This is a genomic window from Paludisphaera soli, from assembly GCF_011064595.1.
GTDB lineage: Bacteria > Planctomycetota > Planctomycetia > Isosphaerales > Isosphaeraceae > Paludisphaera > Paludisphaera soli.
Map to the genome: position 1 here is coordinate 1 of NZ_JAALJI010000023.1, position 23,245 is coordinate 23,245.

A 23,245-nucleotide genomic window follows, 5' to 3' on the forward strand; every position below is an offset into this window, starting at 1 on the left:
CAGCGTCAGATACGGCAGCATGAACTCCCACTCGGCGTCGCTCACGTCGCTGGGGTAACCCTTTCGTGTCGTGCTCATGACTTAACACGAGCAAACGAAAGACGATAAGTCAATAACAGGCTCTAGGACCGGCCCGCCCACGCTCATAGCCCGGCGGTCCGGCGTCGGATGGGTCAAGCTGGCCGAAGCGGCCACGGTCCTGGACCGGCCGGCGCGACGCCACACCGGCGGAAAGACCGGCGACGGGAACCAGGAGCGGGTGAGGTCGCAGGATCCGCCGCTGCGGATGATCGCGACCCGAGGGAGGGCGGCGACCTGGGACTGTGCGGGCCGAGTGGCGGCCGTGCACCAGCTTCCGGGCCCTGCCTATCCTCCGCGTGGCGTCCGCTCTGGTCTTCCCGCTCGTCGGGCGCTTCGGGCCACCTTCATCGACCAGGGGGGAAAGGGGGCGGAGCGGATCATCCCAGGGCGGCGGCGAGGGATTCGCGGGCGGCGGAGATCGTGTGGTCGATATCGGCCTCGGTGTGGGCGGCGGAGACGAAGGCGGCCTCGAACTGGCTGCAGGGGAGGTAGACGCCCCGCGCGAGCATCTCCCAGAAGAAGCGGGCGAAGAGGGCCGTGTCGGACCGCTTCGCGTCGTCGTAGTCGTGCACAGGGCCGTCGTGGAAGAAGAGGGTGACCATGCTGCCGACGCGCTGGACGACGTGCGGCGCGCCGGCGTCGCTCGCGGCCTTTTCGAGCCCCTCGGCGAGCCGGGCGGACAGGGCTTCCAGCCGGTCATACACGCCGGGCTCGCGCAGGAGGCGAAGCGTGGCCAATCCCGCGGCCATCGCCAGCGGGTTGCCCGAGAGGGTGCCGGCCTGGTAGATCGCCCCGGAAGGGGAGACGCGCGACATGATCTCGCGCGAGCCGCCGTACGCCGCGGCCGGCAGCCCGCCGCCGATGATCTTGCCCAGCGCGGTGACGTCGGGGGTGACGCCGTAACGCTCCTGCGCCCCGCCGTAGGCGACGCGGAAGCCGGTCATGACCTCGTCGAAGATCAGCAGCGTCCCGTGCTTCGTGGTCAGCTCGCGGAGCCTCTCCAGGTAGCCGGGGCGGGGCGGGACGAGGCCCATGTTGCCGGCGATCGGCTCCAGCAGGACCGCCGCCACCTGGCCGGGGTTCGCCTCCAGCAGGCGCTCGACGGCCTCGGCGTCGTTGAACGGGGCGAGCAGGGTGTCGGCCGCCGCCCCCGCCGTGACGCCGGGGCTGTTGGGGTGGCCGAGCGTGGTCGCGGCCGAGCCCGCCTGGACGAGCAGGCAGTCGGCGTGGCCGTGGTAGCAGCCGGCCATCTTGACGATCTTGTCGCGGCCGGTGAAGCCCCGCGCCAGGCGGATGGCCGACATCGTCGCCTCGGTGCCCGAGGAGACGAATCGGCACATCTCGATCGACGGGACGGCCGCGGCGACGACCTCGGCGATCTCGGCCTCGCGCTCCGTCGGCGCGCCGAAGCTGGAGCCGAGTTCCAGGGCCTCCGACACCGCCGCCTTCACCTCGGGGTGGACGTGGCCGACGATCATCGGCCCCCACGAGCCGATGTAGTCGATATAGCGGTGGCCGTCCACGTCGAACAGGTACGGGCCCTCGGCGCGGGCCATGAACGGGGGCTCGCCGCCGACGCCGCCGAACGCCCGCGCGGGGCTGTTCACGCCGCCGGGGATCACCCGCTGCGCGCGGGCGAACGCCTCGGAACTCCTCGGGAGCCGGTAGTCGGGGCGCGAGAGGGCGGGGGTGGTCGGCGTGGGCGTGCTCATGCTCATGGTCGGGCGCTCAACCTTGCTGGAGCCATCGGGCGACGTCGGGGGCGTGGTAGGTGAGGATCATGTCGATCCCCGCGCGCTTGAAGCCGGTGAGGGTTTCCAGGACGATCCGCCGCTCGTCGATCCAGCCCCGATCGGCGGCGGCCTTGATCATGGCGTATTCGCCCGACACATTGTAGGCGGCCAGGGGGACGCGGAAAGCGTCCTTGAGCCGGCGGGCCACGTCGAGGTAGGCCAGCGCCGGCTTCACCATGATGACGTCGGCGCCTTCCGCAAGGTCGATCGCCGCCTCGCGGACCGCCTCGTCGCCGTTGGCCGGGTCCATCTGGTAGCCCCGCCGGTCGCCGAAGCTCGGCGCGCTCTCGGCCGCGTCGCGGAATGGGCCGTAGTACGCGCTCGCGAACTTGGACGCGTAAGACATGATCGGGATGTGCGAGAACCCCGATCCGTCGAGCCCCGCGCGGATCGCGCGGACCATGCCGTCCATCATCCCCGAGGGGGCGATGACGTCGGCCCCGGCCTTCGCGTGGCTGACGGCCTGCTCGGCCAGCAGGGGGAGCGTGGCGTCGTTATCGACGTCCATCCGCCCGGCGACCTCGACGAGCGGTCCGCAGTGGCCGTGGTCGGTGTACTCGCAGAAGCAGAGGTCGGTGATCGTCAGCAGCTCGGGCGCCCGCTTCTTGATGAGCCGGATCGCCTGCTGGACGATCCCGTCGTCCCGGAGCGCGGCCGAGCCGGTCGCGTCCTTGCGCTCGGGGATGCCGAAGAGCATGACGCCGGGGATCTTCAGCTCGACGACCTGGTCGATCACCTCGCCCAGGCGGTCGAGCGACCATTGCCGCTGGCCGGGCATCGAGGGGATCTCGCGGCTGAGGTTCGTCCCGTGGTAGACGAACAGCGGGTAGATCAGGTCGTCGCGGGTCAGCGTGTTCTCGCGGACGAGGTCGCGGAGCCGGGGGTTGCCGCGGAGTCGGCGAGGGCGGTGGGTGGGATGCCCGGCGGCGGGGTCGAACATGGCGGTGCGATGCCTCGTCTTTCCTTCACCCCGGTGGGGGAAGGTGGCCCGGAGGGCGGGATGAGGGGGACCATCAAGGCGGACGGATCAAGAGGCGACGGCCCCTCCGTAATTCCTTCCCCCCTGGTGGGGGAAGGTGGCCCGAAGGGCCGGATGAGGGGGACCGTCAAGGCGGACGACGCGGATGAGCGATGGCTTCTCGGAACGCCCCCCCCATCCGGCCTGCGGCCACCTTACCCACAAGGGGGGAGGAGAAGACGGGCCGGATGAGCGAGCGACGGCCTTTCGGCTCGTCCCCCCCTCATCCGGCCCTGCGGGCCACCTTCCCCCGCCAGGGGGGAAGGTCGTTGGTGTGGGCCCGCCCCCCGGAAACCGAGGGGCGGGGCGTGCGTCGCGGCTCAGTGGCCGCCGCCGCCGCGGCGGTGGCTGTGGGGGGGGGCCGGGAAGAGCCGGATCTCGCCGTTGTTGGCGTCGTGGCACTCGATCTGGAGGTGCTCGGCGGGGACGCCTTCCTTGATGTGGATCGCCACGCTCAGGCCGGTCTCGGCCTCGATGCGGGCGACGGCCTTGCGCTTGCGGTTGTTGAGATAGGTCGCCACGGCCGGGGCCACGGTGACCTGGATCCGCCGCACGTCCTCGCGGTGCGAGGCCAGGGCGATGATCCGCATGACGTCGATGGCCATGCTCTCGGCCGACTTCACGACGCCGGCGCCGCCGCAGTTCGGGCAGTCCTCGTAGACCGACCGCTTGAGGCTGGGCCGGATCCGCTGGCGGGTCATCTCGATGAGCCCGAACGCGCTCATGCGGAGGACCTTGGTGCGGGCCCGGTCGCGCTTGATGGCCTCTCGCAGGGCGCGCTCGACGCCCCGGCGGTGCCGCTCCTCGCGCATGTCGATGAAGTCGTTGACGATGACGCCGCCGAGGTCCCGCAGCCGGAGCTGGCGGGCGATCTCCTTGGCGGCCCGGAGGTTCATCTCGTAGGCCGTACGCTCGGCGTCGTCCTCGACCCGGAAGTTCCCCGAGTTGACGTCGATCGCCACGAGGGCCTCGGTCTGGTCGATGACGATCGAGCCCCCTTCCGGCAGCGGCACGTGCCGGCGCTGGATCTTGGCGATCTCGTCCTCGATGCCGTACTTGTGGAACAGGGGGATCTTCTCGTCGTACAGCTTGACCCGGTTGGCGAACCGGGGCATGACGACGCGGAGGAACTCCTGGGCCCGTTCGAAGGCGGCGGGCTCGTCGATCCAGATGGTGTCGATCTCGGACGTGAAGACGTCGCGGATCGTGCGGGTGATCAGGTCCGATTCCTGGTAGATCGGGGCCGGGCCCTTGGCCTTCTTGATGCGGCGGAGGATGACCTTCCAGAGCCGCAGCAGGTACGCCAGGTCGCGGGCCAGCTCGCGCTTGGTGCGCTCCAGGCCGGCGGTGCGGACGATGAAGCCGAGCCCCTTGGGGGGGTTCAGCTCGTGCATGATCTCGCGAAGCTTGCGGCGCTGGCCCTCGTCGACGATCTTGCGGGAGACGCCGACGCGGTTGAGCCCCGGCATGAGCACGAGGTAGCGGCCGGGGATGCTGATGTAGGTGGAGAGGGTGGGCCCCTTGGTGCCGATGCTCTCCTTGATGACCTGGATCAGGACCTCGTCGCCGCGGCGGAAGATCTCCTGGATCGGCGGCTTGACCTGGCCCCGGCCGCGGACGCCGCCGCGACCCCCTTCGGGCTTGTCGCCGCGACGGGGGCGGGCCTCGATGGGGCCGCGCAGGCCCATCTCGCGCTCCAGCTCCTCGATCTCCTCGATCTCCTTGCGGATCTCCTGCTCCAGCTCGGGGTCGATCTCCTCCTCGACGACGGCCCGGGGGGGCTCGTCGTGGTCGTGGAGGTCGTCCCCCTCGCCCAGCAGGTCTTCCAGGTCGTCGACCTCGTCGTCCTCCAGCTCGGGGACGCCGCGGCCGTAGGCCGGGGCGGGCTCGCGGAACGAGACGATCTCGTCGTCGCCTTCGAGGTCGTCGGCCTCGGCGTCGGCGTCGCCGGCGCGGGGGGCTTCGAGCGATTCCGGCCGCTCGCGGTCGCGGCGGCGGCCCCGGCGTCGGCGGCGGCGACGGCCGTCGCGGGGCTCGGGGCGGCCCGTCTCGGACTCGGCGTCGGCCTCGACGTCCGCGTCGGTTTCGAGGTCGGCGTCGACGTCCAGCAGGTCGTCCACGCCCGCGCCGAAGCCGCGGGGGTCCTCGTCCTCGACGGCCTCGTAGCCGCGCCCGGCGGGGGGGGCGGGGCGGTCGCCGAAGTCGAGGTCGGGCGACCGCAGCCGCTCGCGGCGGGGGACGTAGCCGGGCTCGCCGGCGCGGTCGTTGGCCAGCCGCCGACGACGCTCGACGTCGGTCTCCGCCGCGGGGGCCGGGGCTCGCTCGGCGGGCGCCGACGGGCGCTCGGCGGCGGCGGGGCGATAGGGGCGTTCGCGTTCGCGCTCACGCTCGCGATCGGCCTCGGGGGCGCGTTCGGCGGCGGGGCGGAAGCTGGGGATGTCGGCCTCGGCGGCCGGCCGGGCCCGCCGCGCGGGCGGGGCCGGGGGCTCGTCCGGGGTGACGGGCGTGATCTCGCGGGGGCGTTCGGGCTCGGGGCGGTCGCCGCCGCGCGAGCGGATGGCGGCGCGGCCGCCGCGACGGCGGGGGGGGGCGTCGACGTCGACGTCCGGGAAGTCCTCGATCGGGGCCGGGGCCTCGTCGTCGATCGGCTCCAGGATCTCCTCGTCGACGGGCTCGGGCGCCCGGGGGGACCGGCCGCGTCCGCGTCCGCGGCGGGGCTCGCGCTCGCGGCGGGCGGCCGGCGGGGCGTCGACCTCGGCGTCGGGCCCGAAGTCGGCCTCGGGCTCGCGGGGGGCCGGCGCCTCGGGCTCGTCGAAGAGCGAGCGCGAGCGGCCGCGATCGTCTCGGTCTCGATCCCGGTCCAGGCCGCGCCCGAAGCCGCCGAACTCGGGCTCGGCGGCGGGCTCGCGGCTGGCGGGGGCCTGCGGCTGCGGGGCCGGGGGCTGGCGGCGGGCGGTGCGGCTGGGGGGGAGGTCGGGGTCGAACGGCTCGGGCTCCTCGCGGCGGGCCCGTCCCCAGCGCGGCTCGGCCGGCTCGACGTCCTCGACGTCGCGCTCGCGGCCGTACTCGACCGACTTGGACCAGGAGGTCGGGCCGGCGTCGCGGGGGGCGCGGCCGGCGCCCCGGCCCTCGTCGTCGCGGTACTCGGGCTCGCGCTCGCGGGCCGGCTCCGGGGCTGGCGGCGGGGGCGGGGGGGCGAATCCGCGCTCGTCGTCGAGGCCCTCGCCGAAGCTGCGGGGCTGCTCGGAGCGGTCGCGGCGGCCCTTGATCGAGAGGTCGGGACGCTCGCGGGACGGGCGGTCGCGGCGGGGCTCGCGCTCGCGGTCGCGGCGGGGCTCGCGGTCCCGGGGGCGGGCGGAGGGCCCGGCGGGGCCGGCCTCGCCTTCGGCGGAGGGGCCGGCGTCGGGGGCGTCGGGGTCGTCCCCCTCGACGCCGTGGCGGTCGTAATACTGGGCCTCGACGTCGGAGACGTGGAGGAACCCGTTGCGGCCGACCGAGAAGTCGACGAACGCGGCCTGGATGGCCGGCTCGAGGTTCACGATCTTGCCCTTATAGATGTTGCCGGTGTAACTCTCGTGGCTGGTCCGCTCGACGTAGAGTTCTTCCAGGACGCCGTTCTCGATGATGGCGATCCGGCATTCCTCCGGCTGGAGGACGTTGATCAGCATTTCTTTCTTCATGCGCTGTCTTCCGGGTGATCGCGGTTAGCGGGGATTGTTTCGTGCGTCCGGGCCTCGACGGCCCGCCGGTGCGGGGTCGGGTCGGCCCGGTCTCGATTCGATCGATTCGGTCTCTGTCTCGGTCAGCTCGGCTCGGGCCGGCCGGCCAGCTCGACGTGGGTGCGGGTCAGGAAGGCCCCGCCGTCGAGGAGGTCGCGGACGCCGAGGCATTCGAGCACTTCCTCGGGCCGGGCCGAGCCTTCGGGCGACGCCTTCAGGCGGGCGCGGAGGGTCCCTTCTTCGGTCAGTCGGGCGTCGAGCAGGAGCGGGCGGAGGTCGAATTCGACGTCGCGCTTCCGGTCCGGCCGGCGCCGGGTCACGATGCGGCTTTCGCTCTCCAGCAGGGATGCGAGGGCCGTGGCCAGGCCTTCCCGGCGGCCCTCGGGGATCGGCAGTTCATACTCGACCCAGGCGGGCCGAGGGGGGGGCGCGGAGGGTTCCAGCGCCCGGGCTTCCAGCCAGTCGACGCCGGGCGGGGACGCCGCGGCGAGTCGGGTCAGCAGCTCGTCGGGGTCGGTGGGCTCGGTCAGCTCGAGGTCGACGACCTCGCGGAGCCCGGCGATCCCCAGGCCCATCGCCAGCGCGAAGGTGATCTTGGGGCGGGGGTTGAAGCCCTGGGTGGCGGCCACCGGGATCGCCGCCCGCCGCATCAGCCGCTCGAAGCAGCGCATGACGTCGTGGTGGCTGGTCAGGCGGAGGTCGCCGCGCTTGGCGAATCGGAGGCGGACCTTGACGGCGGCGGCTTGGGTCATGGGAGGGGGCGGCTTCGGTCGATCGGTCGATCGGCGTTCACGAGGCTCGGCGTCCCGGAGCGGTCGCGGCCCGGGGATCGATCCCGGGGCCGCGGGGAGAGGTTCATTCCGCTCGACGGGCCGCGGGCCGGGGGCTCCGGCCGGGGGCGTCGGGGGGCGTGAACGGGGGGCGTCTGGTCGCGGGGGCGTCGTGAGGCGTCTCGGCTCGGGTCGATTCCATTCGGGTTGCGGCTTCGGGGTGAAGGTCGCCGGCGGTCGGGGCCCTCCGCGCCTCGCGGCGGGGGGGGCCGATCGCCCGGGCGATCCCGGGTGACGTCAGGGGGCCGGCTCGCCGGCCGGTCGGCCCGGCCTGGCCGCGTCGGCGGTCGGCCTCAGGGCGGACTCCAGCAGGGCGACGACCTCGCCGGCGGTGTCGAGCTCCAGGGCCTCGGCGGCCACGGCCTGCGCGCGGTCGAGGCGGACGCCGCGGATCAGGCGGCGGACCTCCGGCAGCTGGTGCGGCGGCATGCTCAGCTCGCGCACCCCCAGCCCCAGGAGGAAGAGCGTGTACAGCAGCTCCCCGCCCATCGACCCGCAGACGCTGCAGGGGATGCCCCGCGCGGCGGCGGCCTCGACCACCCGGGCGATCAGGCGGAGCACCGCCGGGTCGGCGGCGCTGTACAGGTCGGCGACGGTCTCGTTGGTCCGGTCCACGGCCAGGGTGTACTGGATCAGGTCGTTGGTGCCGATCGAGAAGAAGTCCACCTCCTTTGCGAAGCGGTCGGCCATCAGGGCGGACGCCGGCACCTCCACCATGATCCCCAGCGGCAGGGCCTCGCGCAGCGGGCGGCCCTCGGCGCGGAGCTCGGCGGCGACCTCGCCCATCAGGTCGCGGGCGCGCCTCAGCTCGTCCAGGGTGGTGACCAGGGGCAGCAGGATCCGCACGTCCCCCAGGGCCGAGACCCGCAGCAGGGCCCGGAGCTGGGTCCGGAACAGCTCCGGCCGCCGCAGCGAGAACCGCAGGCTGCGCAGGCCTAGGGCGGGGTTGGCCTCGACGCCGCCGCCGCCGATCTGGGGGGCGAGCTTGTCGGCCCCCAGGTCGAGCGTCCGGATCACGACCGGCCGGCCCTCGAGCGACCGCACGGCCTCGGCGTAGGCCTCGTACTGCTCCTCCTCGGTGGGGGGGGCGACGGAGCGGAGGTACAGGAACTCGGTGCGGTACAGGCCGACGCCGGCGGCGCCCCACTTCAGGCAGGCGGCCGCCTCGTCGACGAACTCGATGTTCCCCCAGAGGCCGACCTCGACCCCGTCCAGGGTCACGGCGGGGAGGCCCGACTCCTCGGAGAAGGTGCGGTAGCGGGCCGACCGCGCCTCGGCCGCGGCGCGGTAGCGTTCGAGCGTCGGGGCCGCCGGGTCGAGCACGACCAGGCCGGCCTCGCCGTCGAGGATCGCCGTGCGGGCCGAGCGGGCCTGGCCGAGGATCGTCCCCAGGCCGGCGACCGCGGGGATCTCCAGGGCCGCGGCGACGATCGCGGTGTGGCTGGCCCGGCCCCCGGACTCGGTGGCGAAGCCCAGAACCCGCCTGGGGTCGAGCTGCGCCGCCTCGCTCGGCGTCAGGTCGTGGGCGAGGACGACGGAGGGGGTCGCCAGGTCGTCCTGGAACGAGCTGGGCCGCAGGCCGACGAGCTGGCCGACGATCCGGGCCTCGATGTCGCGGACGTCGGCGGCCCGCGCCGCCAGGTGGGAGTCGCTGAGGCTCTCCAGCCGGCCGGCGTGGCCTTCCAGGACCTCGATGACGGCGTGCTCGGCCGAGATCCGGTGCCGCTCGATGCGGGCCCGGGCGTCCGCCCGGAGCTGGGGGTCCTCGATCATGGCCGCGTGGGCGGCGAGGATCTCGGCGTACTGCGGGCCCAGCCGCTGGCGGGCCTCGGCCTCGGCCTGCGCGCCCTCGGCGGCGGCGGCGGCCAGCGCCGCCTCCAGCCGGGCGATCTCGCCGGCGACCGCCTCGGGGGCGATCTTGCGGGGGGGGAGCCGCATCCCCTGGGGGTCCAGCACGACCACCGGCCCTATGGCGATCCCGGGGCTCACGCCGATCCCCCGGAAGACCTGCTCGCCGGCCGGCTCCGGGTGCGCCGGGGACGGGCCCGCGTCCGGCGCCGGGGCGGGGCGGGGCGTCGTCGCGGGGGCCGCGGCCGGCGCGAATGCCGGCCGGGCCGGCTCGGGCGAGACGCCTCGCGACGGCCCGCCGTCCCCGCCTCCCCACGATGTGCCGTCGATCCCCAAGGTCATCGGGGCGGCTCCGCGTCCGGCGGCGGGCCGAGGGGCTCGCCGTCGTCGTCTTCGTAGAATCGGGCTTCCGCCAGGGCGGCCAGGGCCGCCACGGCCTCCTCGGCGTCGGGGCCGCGCGCCTCCACCTCCAGCCTGGTGCCGCACTCGGCGGCCAGCGAGGTCAGGTCGAGGATGCTCTTGCCGTTGAAGCAGCCGCCGTTGTAATGAACGCGCACGTCCGACCGATACTTCAGCGCGAGCTTGACGAACTTGTCGGCGGGCCGCAAATGAAGCCCCAGACTGTTGAGGATCTCGATCCAGCGGCGGGCGACGGTCGTTTCGTGGATCATCAGCGGCTCGATCGGCGTGCGCGCCGGAGGCGGTCGGCCCTCGCGGCGGCCGGCGGTTCGTCCCGCCGGCCGGGGGGCCGTCCCGTCGCGGCGTGTTGTGTCGTCTCGTTCGCGGTTCGTCCCGCCGGCGCGGGCGTCCCCCCGCGGACGGGGGGGCGTCCGGGCCGGGTCGGGCGTCGTCAGACGGCGGCCCCGTCGGCCTCTTCCAGGACCTCGACCACGTCCCGCGGCGACTTCGACTGCCGCAGGAAGCTCACGAAGCGTTCGTCCTTCAGGTGTCGGGAGATGTTCTCGAGCGCCCGCAGGTGGTCGCCGGGCTGGTTGTGGGGCGAGACCAGCAGGAAGAAGATGTCGACCGGCTCGCCGTCCAGGGCCGCGAAGTCGACCCCGTGCGACGAGAGGGCCACGGTGCCGATCAGCCGCTGCAGGGTCGGGTGCCGGGTGTGGGGCACCGCCACCCCCATGCCGATGCCGGTCGAGCCCAGCTCCTCGCGGTTGAGGATCGCGCGGATGACGCTCTCGACCTCGCCGTCGGGGAGCTGGCCGGCCGCGTTCAGGGCGGCGACCATCTCGCGGATCGCCTCTTCCTTGGTCGTGGCCTTCAGGTCCACGATGATGCTGTCCCGGACCACGAAATCCAATAACTTCATCAGCCCCTCCATCGACGGGCCGCCAGGCCGATCGCTTGCTATTCGTCCCGGCCCCGCCCCCGCACCTCGAGCGTTCGAAGGGGGGCGATGCGTCCGGGTCCCGGCCGCCGGTCGGGGTCGGCGAAGGCCGACCTTGGGGTTCCGCTCGGGGCGGAGGCGCCGGGAGACGTCCCCGACAGAACGCGCCTCGGGTTGGTTCCAAACTCGTCCGGGGATCCGCCCCGGTCAACCGGCCTCGCCGACCGACCGCGAGGGGTCCCCGCCGTGAGGGACGTCGCCTTTGTGGTTCTGTGACTTCTCTTTGTATCGCCGCAGCTGGGTCTCGATCTTGTGCAGGCACTGGTCCGCCGCCGCCTCGAGCGTCGGGCCGATCTCGGTCGCCACGAAGTCGTTCTTGTGCTCGGCGGAGACCTGGAACTCGACGTTCCACGCCCCCTTCTCGTGCGAGGTCGTGATCTCGATCGCCATCAGGCGGCCGAACTTGGTCAGCTTCTCCGCCTTCTCCGCCAGGCGTTGCCGCTGGTCCGGGGTCAGCTCGCCATGCCGCGTCGAGATCTCGATTTGCACCCGTCGACTCCTTGTCAGGCGCCGTGCGCGAGCCGGGGAGGGCCCGCGATCCAGGCGACGAAACAGTCAATCTAACTTAACCGCCCGTCCGAGCCGAGGTCAAGTCTCCTCCCCGATCCGAGGCCCTTCGGGGCGGGGGGCGGCCCCTACCGCCCGGAGGTCGCATCGATTAGTGTGGCGGCCTTTCCGTCGATGGGGGGCAGCCGCGGATGTGGACGCAGGATTACGACCCGTTCGGGAGCTGGCCGCTCTCCACCTTGCTCGCGGCCTTGCCGATCCTGACCTTGATGGGCCTGCTGGCTTCGAACCGGGTCCCGGCCTGGCTGGCGGCCTCGGCGGCGCTGGCGACGGCCTTCGGCGCGGCCGTGCTGGGCTTCCACATGCCCTGGGCGATGGCGGCGTCGGCGGCCGGGGTGGGGGCGGTCTTCGCCCTGATCCGGGTCGTCTACCTGGTCGTGGCGGCGATGTTCCTTTATGACCTGGCGGTGAAGACCGGCCGGTTCGAGGTCATGAAGGCGTCGATCGCCCGGCTCTCGCCGGACCGCCGGATCCAGGCGGTGCTGGTCGCCTTCTCGTTCGGGAGCTTCCTTGAAGGTTGCGCCGGGTTCGGCGCGCCGGTGGCCATCGCGTCGGCCTTCCTGGTCGGGCTGGGTTTCCGGCCGTTGCAGGCGGCGGTTTTGGCGCTCGCGGCCGACACGGTCCCGGTGAGCTGGGGGAGCGTGGGGATCCCGCTGACGACCCTGGGGGCGGTCTCGGGCCTGGACGTGCCGGCGCTCAGCGTCACCACGGCGAGGCTCCTCACCATCGCCACCCTGGGGCTGCCGTTCTGGCTGGCGGCGATCGTGGCCGGGCCGAGGCGGGCGTTCGGCGCCTGGCCCCCCTTGCTGGCGGTCGGCGCGACCTACGCGGCGGTGCAGCTCCTCTGGTCCCGGTTCGTCGCGGTGGAGCTTGTTTCAATCGCCTCGGCGATCGCCAGCCTGGTCGCCGGGGTCGTCGTCCTCCGCTTCTGGCGGCCGAGCGAAACCTTCCGGTTCGAGGGCGAGGACGAGCCCGAGCCGGAGGCCGCGGCCGACCCCGACTTCGGCACCCCCGCCGCCAAGCTCTCGCGCCGCGAGGTGGCCCGGGCCTGGATGCCGTTCGCGCTCTTGACGGTCGTCGTGATGGCCTGGGTGACGCCGGCCTTCCCGTCGCTCGGGACGCGGTCGGCCAAGGACGTGCTCGACGCGGCCTGGTCGTGGAAGCCCGAGGTGGGCGGCCTCCATAAGAAGGTGGTGCGGGGGGCCGCGGTGACGGGGCGCGAGACGCCGACGGAGGCCGACCTGGAGGCGGCGGTGCTGGACGTCACGCCGCTCTCGGCGGTGGGGACGGCGGTGCTGGTCGCGGCGGTGGTCGGCGGGCTGCTGACCGGGGTGGGGCCCCGGGAGCAGGGGCGGATCTTCCTGGGGACCGCCCGGCGGATGAAGACGGCGGCGCTGGCCATCGTCTGCATGCTGGCGCTGGGGTTCGTGACGCGGTACTCGGGGATGGACGCCGTGCTGGGGCTGGCGTTCACCCGGACGGGCCCGGCGCTCTACCCGATCTTCGGGACCTTGCTGGGCTGGCTGGGGACGGCGCTGACGGGCTCGATCACGTCGAGCAACGTGCTGTTCGGCAACCTCCAGCGGATCACGGCGACGAACCTGGACCTGTCGCCGATCCTGATGGGGGCGGCGAACACGGCCGGCGGGGCGATGGGGAAGATGATCGCGGCGGCGTCGATCGTGGTGGCCGCCGCCGCGACGGGGGAGGGGGGGCGCGAGGGGGAGGTCCTCCGCGCCGCGTTGCGTCACAGCCTGGCGATGGTGGCCGGCGTGGCGGCCGTGGTCTGGGTCGCGGCCCGGTTCGCCCCGTGGATCGCGGCCGTCCCGGCGGGCTGAGGCCTTCGGGGCGGCCGGGGGGCGGGCGTCGCGTCAGCCGCGGACGTCGATCCGCCGGGCCTGGATCTCGGCCGGCTTGGGGAGGGTTACGGTGAGGACGCCGTTGCGGTAGTCGGCCTCGACGCGGGAGGCGTCGATCCCCGAGGGGAGCGGCACCGACCGGAAGAGTTCGCGGCGGCTCCATTCGTGACGGCCGGCCTTCTCGTCGGGCTCGGCCTCGTGGGTCGCCCGGAGGATGAGGTGGTCGCCCCGGATCTGGACGTCGAAGTCGCCGGTTTCGAAGCCGGGGGCCTCGGCGCGGACGATCAGGGCGTCGTCCTTCTCCTGGAGGTCGAAGCCCCAGCGGTCGTTGCCGATCGGGGCTTCCATCAGGGCGGGCCAGCCGCCGAAGGCCTGTTCGAGGAGCCGGTCCAGCTCCTCGCGCATCCGCCGCATCGGTTCCCAGCCCATCGGCGAGAAGGCCATCGGCCGGGTGGCGGGGACGGTCCTGGAGGCGGCTTTCGTCGGCTTCATCGTCGACGTCGGGGCGGGCGGCGGGGTCGTGGTCGGGGTGGCTTCCTGGGCCTTGGGCTTCTCCATCGTCGCGTTCTGGGCGGCCATTTGGGGACCTCCTGGAAACACGTCGCGGGATGCGGAGCGTCGAGGCGCGGCTGCGGGGGCGGGGGGACGACCGTCGCGGGCGGCGTCGCCCCGTCGGCCCCGATGGACGCGACGCCGCTCGTCGCGAGGGCGCCTCGATCCATCAAGACATTCCGAGCACATGGCGCGCCACGCCGAAGAAGGGCGGGATCAGGCGTCCGGGGGCCGGTTCGTGCCCCGGCGTTGGTCGCGCGGCGACCATCGGGGTCGGGAGTCGGCCAGCCCCCGCGCGCGAAACGGCCGAGGGTCGCGTGGCCCCCGGCCGTTTCGGCGGGATGGTTCGTGGGCTCCGAAGGGGCTTCGCTCGACCGGCGGCGGCCTCGGGAGGGTCGGGATCGGGCAGGAGGGGCGCCGGTGGGACGGTGCGGTGGGGCCTTGGGGAAAGCCAGGACGTCCTGGCCCGACCGCTCCGTTCCAGCGTCAGCTCCGGCCTCGGTTCTCCCAGTCGGACGATTCGGTGCAGCGGCCGTAGCCGGCGTCGGGGGCCTCGGCGCTCTGGACGGCGGCCTCGGGCTCCTCGGCGGGGCAGGCGGCGTACTCGCGGGGCTCGACCTCGGCCGGCTTGCCGACGACGTGGGTCGGGGCGGCGGCCTCGATCTCGCGGGCGGGCTGCTGGACCTCGGTCCGCGTGGCGGCCTCGGCGGCCTTGCGGGCGGCCTTCTTCTTGCTCTTGCCGCCGGACTTGGCGGCCTTCTTGGTGGGCATCTTCATTCCAGTCGACATGGGACACCTCCCCGCGCGACGCGGGAAAACCCTGGAAAACGCGGGCTCGTCGCTGGTCAGGGGCCGAAAGGTCCCGCGACGGATCCGCGCCTCCCGCGATGGTTCGCTCCACCGAACCGATCGCGCACCCGCCCACGGGACGGGTGCGGAGACATCGCCCTTCGATGTTCCGGAAGGCGAACGTCTCCAGGGTAAATGTATACCCCGGGATTCGGTTCCGCCAGCCCCGCCGCGCGGATTTCCCCCGGCCTCCCCCTTGCCGCGACGGCCCTCGGCCGCCACCATGCAGGCTCGGGATCCAGGCCCGGTCTTCGGCCGCATCGGGACGGCCCGGACGACCTGGAGCGTCGCGGCCGACGAGGACGAGCGGCCCATGCGCATCGGCATCCTTTCGGACACCCACGACCAGGCCCTCCGCACGCGGCGCGCCGTGGCGACCCTCCTCGAAGCCGGGGCCGAGGCCCTCATCCATTGCGGCGACCTGACCACCCCCGAGGTGGTCCTCGAATGCGTGGGTGCCCCCGCCTACCTCGTGTTCGGCAACTGCGACTACGACCTCGACGCCCTCCGCCTCGCCATGCGCCAGGTCGGCGCGACCTGCCTGGAGCGCGGCGGCCTGATCGAGCTGGCCGGCCGCCGCATCGCCGTCGCCCACGGCGACTCCCGCCGGGAATACCAGCGCCTGACCGACGAGGCCCCCGACTACTTCTTCTCCGGCCACACCCACGTCCGCCGCGACGAACGCGAGGGCCCCACCCGCTTCATCAACCCCGGCGCGCTGTACCGCGCCTCGACGTTCACCGTCGGCCTCCTCGACCTCCTCACGGACGAGTACCGTTCCCTGACCATCCCCCGCTGAGGGATTGGCTTCCAAATTGGCTTCGTTCGTCGACGGAGTTGTGTTCGAGTTGGGTGGTAATGTGTTGTTGGGAATGAGTTTGCGTCGGTTTTTGTGATTGGCTTCGTTCGGCGGATTCGATCGCGTTTTCGACGCCTCCGGATTTCTCGAGCACACCCCGGGAAGGACTTTGGGTGCCACGGGTTCGACGAACCCGTGAACCGGCTTTGGATCTAGGCAAGGGCTCGGGAGCGGCCCGACGCCGATCCACGGGTTCGTCGAACTCGTGGCACCCAGGCGTCCCTGGGGACTGAATCGTCGCCGGGCCGATTCGACAACGCTTCACCCTGACAATGGCGCCGAAATCGGGAATCCGCGCGCGGACGTCACGGAATCGCCGGGCCTTGCGTCCTTGCGGCGGAGAACGGACGGGGACGGCCCGAGTCGGAGCGTCGACATGAGCGAGGCGGACGAGAAGGTCGAGGCCGCCGAGCGGCTGCGGCCGAAGCTGCTGGGCGTGGCCTACCGGATGCTCGGCGACGCGACCGAGGCCGAGGACGCGGTGCAGGACGCTTATCTGCGGCTGCATCGCCACGCGGCCGAGGTGCTCGACCCGGAGCCCTGGATGGTCAAGGCGGTGACGCGGCTCTGCCTGGATCGGCTGCGGCGGGCGAAGACGCGCCGCGAGTCGTACGTCGGCCCCTGGCTCCCCGAGCCGGTGCCGGCGGGCTGGCCGGGCGCGGGGCCGGTCGACCGCGCGGAGCTGGCGGAGTCGCTCTCGATGGCGTTCCTGGTCCTTTTGGAAACCCTCTCGCCGGCCGAGCGCGCCGTGCACCTCTTGCGCGAGGTGTTCGGCTACGAGTTCGAGGAGATCGCCGGGCTGATCGACAAGTCGCCGGTCAACGTCCGCCAGATCGCCTCGCGGGCGAAGAAGCGGCTGGAGGACCGCACGCCCCGGTTCCATCCCGACGCCGGCGCGGCCGACGCGCTGGCGGAGCGGTTCTTCGCCGCCTGCCGCGACGGCGACGTTCACGCCGTGGAGTCCATGCTGGCGGCCGACGTCACGCTCTACTCCGACGGCGGCGGCAAGGTCTTCGCCTCGCCCCGGCCGGTGGTCGGCGTCCGCAAGGTCGCCCGGCTGTTGACCGTGGTCTTCCGCAAGATCCGGGCGGTCGGCGAGGCGTCCTTCACGGTCGTCAACGGCCGCCCCGGCGTCGTCTTCACCCACGGCGGCCGGACCTTCAAGGTCGCCACCCTCGCCGCCGACCCCGACGGCCGGTCCGTGTCCGCCGTCTACATCGTCCTCAACCCCGACAAGCTGGGCCACTGGCCCGCGTCGACATCCACAAGCCCCGAACAGGGAGACGTGAACCCATGGAAGCGCGATTGAACTACACGAGCCTCGCGCCGGAGCCGATCAAGGGCCTGTACGCCATCCAGAAGCACCTGGCCGCGTCCGGCCTGGAGTTCTCGCTGCAGGAGCTGGTGAAGACCCGCGCCTCGCAGATCAACGGCTGCGCCTTCTGCCTGGACATGCACACCCAGGACGCCCGCGCCCACGGCGAGACCGAGCAGCGCCTCTACGCCCTGACCGCCTGGCGCGAGACCCCCTTCTACACCGACCGCGAACGCGCCGCGCTGGCCTGGACCGAGGCCGTCACCCGCATCGCCGACGGCGTCCCCGACGATGTGTACGAGGAGGCCCGCCGCCACTTCACCGAGCAGGAGCTGACCGACCTGACCTGGGCCGTCGTCGCCATCAACGCCTGGAACCGCCTCGCCATCGCCTTCCGCGTCGTCCCCGGCACCTACAAGCCGAGCATGAAGGCCGCGCTGGAGAAGCAGCTCGCCGGCGCGTGAGCCGTCCGACCCCGATCTCCACTCCTTCCCCCTGGCGGGGGAAGGTGGCCCGAAGGGCCGGATGAGGGGGGGACGAGCGAGTCGGCCGACGGAGTTCCAGCGGGGCCGGCCGAGGCCGTCGGTCAGGCGGGCCGGGCGTCGGACTCCAAAGCTCCCCGCCAGCGTCGCCCCCTCATCGGACCGCTTCGCGGTCTGTCTTCCCCGCGAGGGGGGAAGACGTTCGAATTGCGACGCCCATCCCCAGCGTGGGAAGGGCCGTGAGCCCGGGACTCACCGGTCGATGCGGTCCAGGTTCGCCTGGGTGTAGCGCTCGCCGGCGACTTCCTCGGGCGGGACGGCGGCCTCCAGCTCGGCGACCTCGGCGGGGGTCAGCGTGAGGCTCGCGGCGGCGGCGTTCTCGTCCAGGTACTTGCGGCGCTTGGTGCCGGGGATGGGGACCACGTCGTCGCCCTTCGCCAGGACCCAGGCCAGGGCGAGCTGGCCGGCGGTGCACCCTTTGCGGGCGGCGATGGCCCGAACGCGGTCGACCAGCACGCGGTTCGCCAGCAGGGCCTCGGGGGTGAAGCGGGGGTAGCGGCTGGCGCGGGAGTCGGTCGGGTCGAGGTCGCTCGGGGCGGTGATCGCGCCGGTGAGGAAGCCCCGGCCGAGCGGGCTGTAGGGGACGAAGCCGATCCCCAGCTCGCGGACCGCGGGGAGGATCTCGGCCTCCACCTCACGCGTCCAGAGGGAGTATTCGGTCTGCAGCGCCGTGATCGGGTGGACGGCGTGCGCACGTCGGATCGTGGCGGGCGAGGCCTCGGAGAGCCCCAGGTACTTCACCTTCCCCTCGCGGACGAGGTCGGCCATCGCGCCGACGGTCTCCTCGATCGGCACGTCGAAGTCCACGCGATGCTGGTAGTACAGGTCGATGTGGTCGAACCCGAGCCGTTTGAGGGAGGCGTCGCAGGCCGCCTTCACGTACTCGGGCCGGCCGCTGACGGACCAGGCGGACGGGTCGTCCTTGCTCCGCACGTTGCCGAACTTGGTGGCCAGGAAGACCTCGTCGCGACGGTCGCGGAAGGTCCGGCCGATCAGCTCCTCGTTGTCGCCGATCCCGTAGGCGTCGGCCGTGTCGAAGAAATCGATCCCGAGGTCGAGCGCTCGCAACAGCGTGGCGGCCGACTCGGCGTCGTCGCGCGCGCCGTAGAACTCGCTCATCCCCATGCAGCCGAGCCCCATCCGGGAGACGACCGCCCCTTGCGACCCGAGCTTCACCTTTTGCATCCGTCTGCCTCCTCGCATCCCGACCTCTCGCAGGTCCGCCGCACCCCCGGGCGCGACGGTCGTCCTTCATCATAGCGCGGCGATCCATCCCGTCGACTACGATGGGGCGAGAGCGAAGGCGGCTTCGGTCGCGGGCGACTCGGCCGGAGCGATGCGGGAGGAGGCGACCGTGGGGGTGGCGGACGTGAGAGCCTTTTATCGGAGCATCCGGGGGAGCCTGGGGGCCGCGGCCGCCCTACTGTTCTGGGACGTGGTGATGACCGGGTCGTTCCTCATGTCGATGATCTTCTGCCCGATCTGGATCCTCATCAGTCTCTTGAAGAGTACCATCCAGCTCCCCGGTCGGAGACTCGCCCTCGCGAGGGTCGGGATCCCGGTCGCGACGTTGGCGATCGTCTGGGCCAACGACGCGGTCCAGCTCCGGATCGCCGAGGCGAACGCCCGGCGCGTCGTGGCGGCCTGCGAGGCGTATCACGTCGACGAGGGCCGATTCCCCAGGAAGCTCGAAGAACTCGCGCCGCGGTATCTGGAGTCGGTCCCGCTCGCGAAACACTGCATGATGGGCGGCTTCTTCTATTCCAATTCCCAGGGGGGCAAGCCCATGCTCTTCTGGGTGGTGGTCCCGCCGTACTTGCGGAAGATCTACCATTTCGACACTCGGACCTGGAGCTACCTGGATTAGGGCGACGAGGGCGGGCCCGTCTCCCGTGCTCCTCACGACTCCTGGACCCCGACCATGGACCCGCGACTGGTCCCGATCAGCAAGTTCCTCGCCAAGCACCTGCGCCACGCGCCGGGGGAGATCGGGCTGACGCTCGACGGCGAGGGGTGGGCGGGGGTGGACGAGCTGCTCGCCGCCTCGGCGCGGCACGGATTCGCGATCGCGTACGACGACCTGGTCGCGGTCGTGGAGACGAACGACAAGCGGCGGTACGCGTTCGACGCGACGGGCGACCGCATCCGCGCGGTGCAGGGGCACAGCGTGGCGGTCGACCTGGGGCTGGAGCCTCGCGAGCCGCCCGAGACGCTCTGGCACGGCACCGTCGAGCGGTTCCTCACTTCGATCTTCGAGCGGGGGCTGGTGCCGGGGACGCGGCGGCACGTCCACCTGTCGGCGGACGTCGAGACGGCGCGCAAGGTCGGCGCCCGGCGGGGGCGGCCGGCGATCCTGCAGGTCGCCGCCGGCCGGATGCACCGCGACGGCCTGACATTTTACCGGTCCGAGAACGGCGTCTGGCTCGTCGACGCCGTCCCGTCGGGCTATCTGTCGCGGATGGGATGAAGCGAAAGGGCGGGAACGACGACGCCCCGCGAGATCCTCGCGGGGCGTCATGTCGCGCTTCGGTGCGGTCGGTCTCGGCTCGGTCCAGCTCAGGAGCCGGCCTTCTTGGCGGTCTTGCCGCCGGCGCTGCGCTCGCGCTGCATGACGTCCTGATGGTCCTTCTTGGCCGCCTCGAAGTCGGCGGCGGAGGGGGCTCGGGCTCGGCGCCGCAGCCGGAGGCGAGGGAGCCGAGGGCGACGACGGCCGCCAGGCCGAGCGTCGCGAGGAGGGAAGACTTCTTCAAGGGAACGCTCCTGACGAGGTCTCGCGGTTCGATCGAGTGGGCGGATTCGGCCCGGTCCGGCTCAGTAGGAGTCAGCCGAGACGACCTCGCCGCCGATGCGGGTGCTGAGGCCCATCCAGATCTGCTGATTCACCGACTCCTTGATGGCGCGGACGCTGCCGTCGGCCATCGCGGCGTTGACGACGCCCGGGTGGTACGAGGAGGCGGGCTTCATGATGTACCACCAGGACTGGTCGTCCATCGTGGCGCAGATCTTGTTGGGGGTGAGGATGGTGTTGAACCAGGTCCGCCAGACGCTCCCCTCGACCCCGGGGTAGCCTTTGTACCGCCAGCCGCCGGTCCAGGCGATGGGGCCGGTGGACCAGTTGATGGCGTTGACGGCTGCCGTGGCCTGGTCGACGGTGGAGTTGGCGGTGAGGCCGCAGACCTCGTCGCAGTCGGAGACGCGGGTGCGGGCGGCGGAGGCGGCGAGCGGGCCGTTGGCGACCTCGGCGCAGAGCAGGGTGTCCTCGCGGGCCGACTGCACGGCCGGCAGCAGGAGCGCGATGAGCACCGCGATGATCGCGATGACCACCAGCAGCTCGATCAGCGTGAAGCCGCCGGGACGACGATTCGTTGTCTTCATGGGCGATCGCTCCGGGACGCGGGGGCGCGACGCCGCCTAGGATGAAAATATTTGCAAAGTTTCATCCTATCGGCCGCGGTCCGCCCGAGCCCTGTCAGGACTACTTCGGATGCGTGGGACGGAATGTGGTCAGGGGGATTCCGAGGCGGGCCCGCCCCCGTCGGTCGGCACCGCGGGCGAGGGCGCGCGGGGGCCGTCGGCGGCCCGGGGCGTCGTCGCGAGTCGGGGCGTCTCGTCGGGGCGGGGGCCGGAGGCCGAGTCGCGACCGCCGTCCTCGTAAGGGTCGAGGGGCGGGGGCCAGCCCGCATCATTCGGGGCCGGCCGGGCTCGGTTCCGGACGATCGGGGCAGGGGAGGGCCGTCCCTCACGTCAGCCACGAAGGGTACAACGCCGATCGCGGGCTGGCAACTATCGATTAAGGACTTCGGTGACTAGAATGTGGCATCCGCAAGTGGTGATCCGGAAGGGGTTTCCGGGCGGGGGCGCGGCGTCGCGGCGGCCGGCTTCGAAACGTCGAGACGCCCCGCGCGGCGGGCGCGGGGCGTCTCGGAAAGGTCGGGGCGGGCGGGGCGGGCGGGGCTCAGGGCTTCTTGGCGGCGGGCTTCCCGGCCTTGGGGCCGTACTCCTTGGCGATCATCTCCTGCTGCTTCTTCTGGACCTCGGCGAGGTCCTCGGCCGCCATCGGCGGGGGCTCGGCGTCGCCGTCGCAGCCGGGGGCGAGCGGGACGAGGAGGATGGCCGTCGCCAGGCCCAAAAGCGCCGCGGATACGGGACGGTTCTTCAAAGGCGGGTGCTCCTGTCGAGTCGTGTGGGTTGTTGGAATGTGCATGTCTTCGCTTCACCCCTGGCGGGGGAAGGATCGCGGAGGGGTCGATGAGGGGGATCATCCAGGCGGACCATCCGGGGGGCCGACGGCTTTTCGAGATGCCCCCCCTCATCCGGCCTTCGGCCACCTTCTCCCACGAGGGGAGAAGGACGATCGGCGAAGGCCCGCCCGATTCCCCGGACGGCGTTCGTGCGCGTCTTCCCTCCCCCCCTGGTGGGGGAAGGTGTCCCGAAGGGGCGGATGAGGGGGACCATCAAGGCAGACGGCGCGAGGGAGCGACGGTCTCTTGCGACGCCCCCCTCATCCGGCCTGCGGCCACCTTCTCCCACGAGGGGAGGAGGACGATCGACCGGGGCGTCAGAACGAGTCGGACGAGAGGACCTCGCCGCCGGCGCGGGTGCTGAGTCCCATCCAGACCTGCTGATTCACCGAGTTCTTGAACGCCTTGACGCTGCCGTCGCAGAGGGCGGCGTTGACGACGCCCGGGTGGTACGAGGAGGCGGGCTTCATGATGTACCACCAGGACTGGTCGTCCATGGTGAGGCAGGTCTGGTTGGGGGTGCGGATGGTGTTGAACCAGCTCCGCCACATGCTCCCCTCGACCCAGGGGTAGCCCTTGTACCGCCAGCCGCCCGCCCAGGGGATCGGCCCGCGCGACCAGTCGACGGCGTTGGCGGCGGCGGTCGCCTGCTCGACGGTGGAGGTGCGGGTGAGGCCGCGGACCTCGTAACAGTCGGAGACGCGGGTGCGGCCGGCGCCGGGGGTGAGCGGGCCGTTGGCGACCTCGGCGCAGAGCAGGGTGTTGCTGGAGCCGTCCGGGACCGAGGCGAACGTGATGTTGGTCCGGGAGAAGGGCTGGACGGCCGCGTCGTCGTCGTAGGTCCGGCCGAAGACGCCGTCCCAGCTCTGGGTGCGGGGCCACCACGTCCCGGCGTTCCAGGCGTAGTTCACCGCGTAGGTGTTCCAGCCGTCGCTGGAGCGCTCGGTGTAGACCTCGGACGGGCAGTTGTAGCCGGCCACCCGGGCGCGGAGGACGGTCGTGTTCTCGGCCAGGGTCCAGAGCCAGCGGTTGTCGATGTTGGAATTGAACGAGGCGTAGAGCGCCTGCTGCTCCACGAACGGCAGCATGGCGACGTTCACGGCGATCGCGCCGTAGCCCTCGCCGGGCGGGAACACGCCCCAGACGTCGTGGTAGTTGTGCAGGCCCAGGCCGATCTGCTTCAGGTTGTTGACGCACTGGGCGCGTCGCGCCGCCTCGCGGGCCGACTGCACGGCCGGCAGCAAGAGCGCGATGAGGACGGCGATGATCGCGATGACCACCAGCAGCTCGATCAGCGTGAACGCCGATCGCTCTCGGGACGATGCGCGCATGACGAGGCACTCCGATGGGACGGGACGGGTGTCGTGCGACGAACGTTCTGGGGAGAGGGTCGCGGGGAGCGTACCAGGGTCGAAGGCCCGTATCGGCGGGAGGGCCGCCTCGGGGCTTCGACGTCGGATGAGAGGCGAGAGCGACCCACGTCGCTCCCGTATCGGCTAATTATAGCATCGTGTTCGGCCGGTCCGCAAAAGAAAATTCATCTCGCCGCGACATCCCGATGTCGCTTTGCAAGATGTTTTACAGGAACAAGATAGAGTCGATGGAACCGAGGTCTGCGATCGGCTCGCGTCGAGATTTCGAAGTCGTGCCGCTTGGAATGAGGGAGTGCATTGATTGTGTGAGTATGTGAGGCTGGGTTCATGCGTTCCCGCGTCGGCCCATGCCCCCTCGGGTCGCGCGGCCGGGCCGTCGCGAGGGGCCCGGGGTTCGGCG

20 protein-coding genes are annotated in these 23,245 nt (G+C 72.2%); 6 read left to right on the forward strand and 14 right to left on the reverse strand.

Features of this window, described 5'->3' with window-relative positions; all coding sequences use genetic code 11:
• Window positions 1-458 precede the first annotated feature (458 nt).
• The 8 genes from hemL to G6O68_RS23465 all read right to left on the reverse strand — a co-directional run bounded on the left by hemL (window position 459) and on the right by G6O68_RS23465 (window position 11,177).
• Window positions 459-1,793: a glutamate-1-semialdehyde 2,1-aminomutase gene (gene hemL, locus G6O68_RS23425; protein ID WP_240911477.1), complete on the reverse strand. Its 1,335-nt coding sequence runs from the start codon at window positions 1,791-1,793 to the stop codon at window positions 459-461.
• A 16-nt stretch (window positions 1,794-1,809) separates the two neighbouring features.
• Window positions 1,810-2,814, reverse strand: coding sequence for a porphobilinogen synthase (hemB, locus tag G6O68_RS23430; RefSeq protein WP_165251086.1), 1,005 nt, complete (start codon window positions 2,812-2,814; stop codon window positions 1,810-1,812).
• A 398-nt stretch (window positions 2,815-3,212) separates the two neighbouring features.
• Window positions 3,213-6,572: an Rne/Rng family ribonuclease gene (locus G6O68_RS32465; protein WP_206108193.1), complete on the reverse strand. Its 3,360-nt coding sequence runs from the start codon at window positions 6,570-6,572 to the stop codon at window positions 3,213-3,215.
• Between the two features lie 122 nt (window positions 6,573-6,694).
• Window positions 6,695-7,363: a TIGR03936 family radical SAM-associated protein gene (locus G6O68_RS23445; protein ID WP_165251087.1), complete on the reverse strand. Its 669-nt coding sequence runs from the start codon at window positions 7,361-7,363 to the stop codon at window positions 6,695-6,697.
• Window positions 7,364-7,678: 315 nt separating this feature from the next.
• On the reverse strand, window positions 7,679-9,631 hold the full coding sequence (gene ptsP, locus G6O68_RS23450) for a phosphoenolpyruvate--protein phosphotransferase (protein ID WP_165251088.1): 1,953 nt from the start codon (window positions 9,629-9,631) through the stop codon (window positions 7,679-7,681).
• Window positions 9,628-9,960, reverse strand: a complete 333-nt coding sequence (locus G6O68_RS23455; protein WP_165251089.1) for an HPr family phosphocarrier protein — start codon at window positions 9,958-9,960, stop codon at window positions 9,628-9,630. The genes ptsP and G6O68_RS23455 overlap by 4 nt, the downstream gene beginning before the upstream one ends.
• Window positions 9,961-10,139: 179 nt before the next feature.
• Window positions 10,140-10,610 (reverse strand): PTS sugar transporter subunit IIA, encoded by a 471-nt coding sequence (locus G6O68_RS23460; RefSeq protein ID WP_165251090.1) that lies wholly within the window; start codon window positions 10,608-10,610, stop codon window positions 10,140-10,142.
• Between the two features lie 225 nt (window positions 10,611-10,835).
• Entirely contained in the window at window positions 10,836-11,177 is a 342-nt protein-coding gene (locus G6O68_RS23465) for an HPF/RaiA family ribosome-associated protein (protein WP_165251091.1), read from the reverse strand.
• A 209-nt stretch (window positions 11,178-11,386) separates the two neighbouring features.
• Here G6O68_RS23465 and G6O68_RS23470 point away from each other — a divergent pair, with 209 nt between their 5' ends.
• The gene (locus tag G6O68_RS23470; protein ID WP_165251092.1) at window positions 11,387-13,093 is read left to right on the forward strand and encodes an L-lactate permease; all 1,707 of its coding nucleotides are present in this window, start codon (window positions 11,387-11,389) and stop codon (window positions 13,091-13,093) included.
• 33 nt (window positions 13,094-13,126) lie between these two features.
• Here G6O68_RS23470 and G6O68_RS23475 read toward each other — a convergent pair whose 3' ends face one another.
• Both G6O68_RS23475 and G6O68_RS23480 read right to left on the reverse strand, forming a co-directional pair.
• Entirely contained in the window at window positions 13,127-13,693 is a 567-nt protein-coding gene (locus tag G6O68_RS23475; RefSeq protein WP_165251093.1) for an Hsp20/alpha crystallin family protein, read from the reverse strand.
• 459 nt (window positions 13,694-14,152) lie between these two features.
• Entirely contained in the window at window positions 14,153-14,455 is a 303-nt protein-coding gene (locus tag G6O68_RS23480) for a hypothetical protein (protein ID WP_165251094.1), read from the reverse strand.
• 373 nt (window positions 14,456-14,828) lie between these two features.
• Here G6O68_RS23480 and G6O68_RS23485 point away from each other — a divergent pair, with 373 nt between their 5' ends.
• The 3 genes from G6O68_RS23485 (at window position 14,829) to G6O68_RS23495 (ending at window position 17,153) form a co-directional block, all read left to right on the forward strand.
• Window positions 14,829-15,314, forward strand: a complete 486-nt coding sequence (locus tag G6O68_RS23485; RefSeq protein ID WP_165251095.1) for a YfcE family phosphodiesterase — start codon at window positions 14,829-14,831, stop codon at window positions 15,312-15,314.
• A gap of 436 nt (window positions 15,315-15,750) precedes the next feature.
• The gene (locus G6O68_RS23490; protein WP_165251096.1) at window positions 15,751-16,683 is read left to right on the forward strand and encodes an RNA polymerase sigma-70 factor; all 933 of its coding nucleotides are present in this window, start codon (window positions 15,751-15,753) and stop codon (window positions 16,681-16,683) included.
• Window positions 16,668-17,153 carry a carboxymuconolactone decarboxylase family protein gene (locus G6O68_RS23495; RefSeq protein WP_165251097.1) on the forward strand — a complete coding sequence of 162 codons (486 nt, stop codon included), beginning with the start codon at window positions 16,668-16,670 and terminating at the stop codon, window positions 17,151-17,153. The genes G6O68_RS23490 and G6O68_RS23495 overlap by 16 nt, the downstream gene beginning before the upstream one ends.
• Before the next feature lie 270 nt (window positions 17,154-17,423).
• On the opposite strand, the gene G6O68_RS23500 is transcribed toward G6O68_RS23495, so the two are convergent.
• The gene (locus tag G6O68_RS23500; protein WP_165251098.1) at window positions 17,424-18,416 is read right to left on the reverse strand and encodes an aldo/keto reductase; all 993 of its coding nucleotides are present in this window, start codon (window positions 18,414-18,416) and stop codon (window positions 17,424-17,426) included.
• Window positions 18,417-18,591: 175 nt separating this feature from the next.
• On the opposite strand from G6O68_RS23500, the gene G6O68_RS23505 reads away from it, so the two are divergent.
• Window positions 18,592-19,098, forward strand: coding sequence for a hypothetical protein (locus tag G6O68_RS23505; protein WP_165251099.1), 507 nt, complete (start codon window positions 18,592-18,594; stop codon window positions 19,096-19,098).
• Between the two features lie 54 nt (window positions 19,099-19,152).
• A complete protein-coding gene (locus tag G6O68_RS23510) occupies window positions 19,153-19,698 on the forward strand; it encodes an RNA 2'-phosphotransferase (protein ID WP_165251100.1) in 546 nt (181 codons plus the stop codon).
• Window positions 19,699-20,042: 344 nt separating this feature from the next.
• Here G6O68_RS23510 and G6O68_RS23515 read toward each other — a convergent pair whose 3' ends face one another.
• From G6O68_RS23515 to G6O68_RS23525, 3 genes are all read right to left on the reverse strand, one after another.
• On the reverse strand, window positions 20,043-20,606 hold the full coding sequence (locus G6O68_RS23515) for an H-X9-DG-CTERM domain-containing protein (RefSeq protein WP_165251101.1): 564 nt from the start codon (window positions 20,604-20,606) through the stop codon (window positions 20,043-20,045).
• Window positions 20,607-21,186: 580 nt separating this feature from the next.
• Window positions 21,187-21,390, reverse strand: a complete 204-nt coding sequence (locus G6O68_RS23520) for a hypothetical protein (protein WP_165251102.1) — start codon at window positions 21,388-21,390, stop codon at window positions 21,187-21,189.
• A 399-nt stretch (window positions 21,391-21,789) separates the two neighbouring features.
• Complete coding sequence (locus G6O68_RS23525) at window positions 21,790-22,803, reverse strand: DUF1559 domain-containing protein (RefSeq protein ID WP_165251103.1); 1,014 nt, start codon at window positions 22,801-22,803, stop codon at window positions 21,790-21,792.
• Window positions 22,804-23,245: the final 442 nt, after the last annotated feature.

Bases quoted from the DNA above. Each gene is read 5' to 3' on its own strand.
- hemL (WP_240911477.1), bottom strand. From the start codon at position 1,793: ATGAGCACGCCCACGCCGACCACCCCCGCCCTCTCGCGCCCCGACTAC.
- hemB (WP_165251086.1), bottom strand. From the start codon at position 2,814: ATGTTCGACCCCGCCGCCGGGCATCCCACCCACCGCCCTCGCCGACTC.
- G6O68_RS32465 (WP_206108193.1), bottom strand. From the start codon at position 6,572: ATGAAGAAAGAAATGCTGATCAACGTCCTCCAGCCGGAGGAATGCCGG.
- G6O68_RS23445 (WP_165251087.1), bottom strand. From the start codon at position 7,363: ATGACCCAAGCCGCCGCCGTCAAGGTCCGCCTCCGATTCGCCAAGCGC.
- ptsP (WP_165251088.1), bottom strand. From the start codon at position 9,631: ATGACCTTGGGGATCGACGGCACATCGTGGGGAGGCGGGGACGGCGGG.
- G6O68_RS23455 (WP_165251089.1), bottom strand. From the start codon at position 9,960: ATGATCCACGAAACGACCGTCGCCCGCCGCTGGATCGAGATCCTCAAC.
- G6O68_RS23460 (WP_165251090.1), bottom strand. From the start codon at position 10,610: ATGAAGTTATTGGATTTCGTGGTCCGGGACAGCATCATCGTGGACCTG.
- G6O68_RS23470 (WP_165251092.1), top strand. From the start codon at position 11,387: ATGTGGACGCAGGATTACGACCCGTTCGGGAGCTGGCCGCTCTCCACC.
- G6O68_RS23475 (WP_165251093.1), bottom strand. From the start codon at position 13,693: ATGGCCGCCCAGAACGCGACGATGGAGAAGCCCAAGGCCCAGGAAGCC.
- G6O68_RS23480 (WP_165251094.1), bottom strand. From the start codon at position 14,455: ATGTCGACTGGAATGAAGATGCCCACCAAGAAGGCCGCCAAGTCCGGC.
- G6O68_RS23485 (WP_165251095.1), top strand. From the start codon at position 14,829: ATGCGCATCGGCATCCTTTCGGACACCCACGACCAGGCCCTCCGCACG.
- G6O68_RS23490 (WP_165251096.1), top strand. From the start codon at position 15,751: ATGAGCGAGGCGGACGAGAAGGTCGAGGCCGCCGAGCGGCTGCGGCCG.
- G6O68_RS23495 (WP_165251097.1), top strand. From the start codon at position 16,668: ATGGAAGCGCGATTGAACTACACGAGCCTCGCGCCGGAGCCGATCAAG.
- G6O68_RS23500 (WP_165251098.1), bottom strand. From the start codon at position 18,416: ATGCAAAAGGTGAAGCTCGGGTCGCAAGGGGCGGTCGTCTCCCGGATG.
- G6O68_RS23510 (WP_165251100.1), top strand. From the start codon at position 19,153: ATGGACCCGCGACTGGTCCCGATCAGCAAGTTCCTCGCCAAGCACCTG.
- G6O68_RS23515 (WP_165251101.1), bottom strand. From the start codon at position 20,606: ATGAAGACAACGAATCGTCGTCCCGGCGGCTTCACGCTGATCGAGCTG.
- G6O68_RS23525 (WP_165251103.1), bottom strand. From the start codon at position 22,803: ATGCGCGCATCGTCCCGAGAGCGATCGGCGTTCACGCTGATCGAGCTG.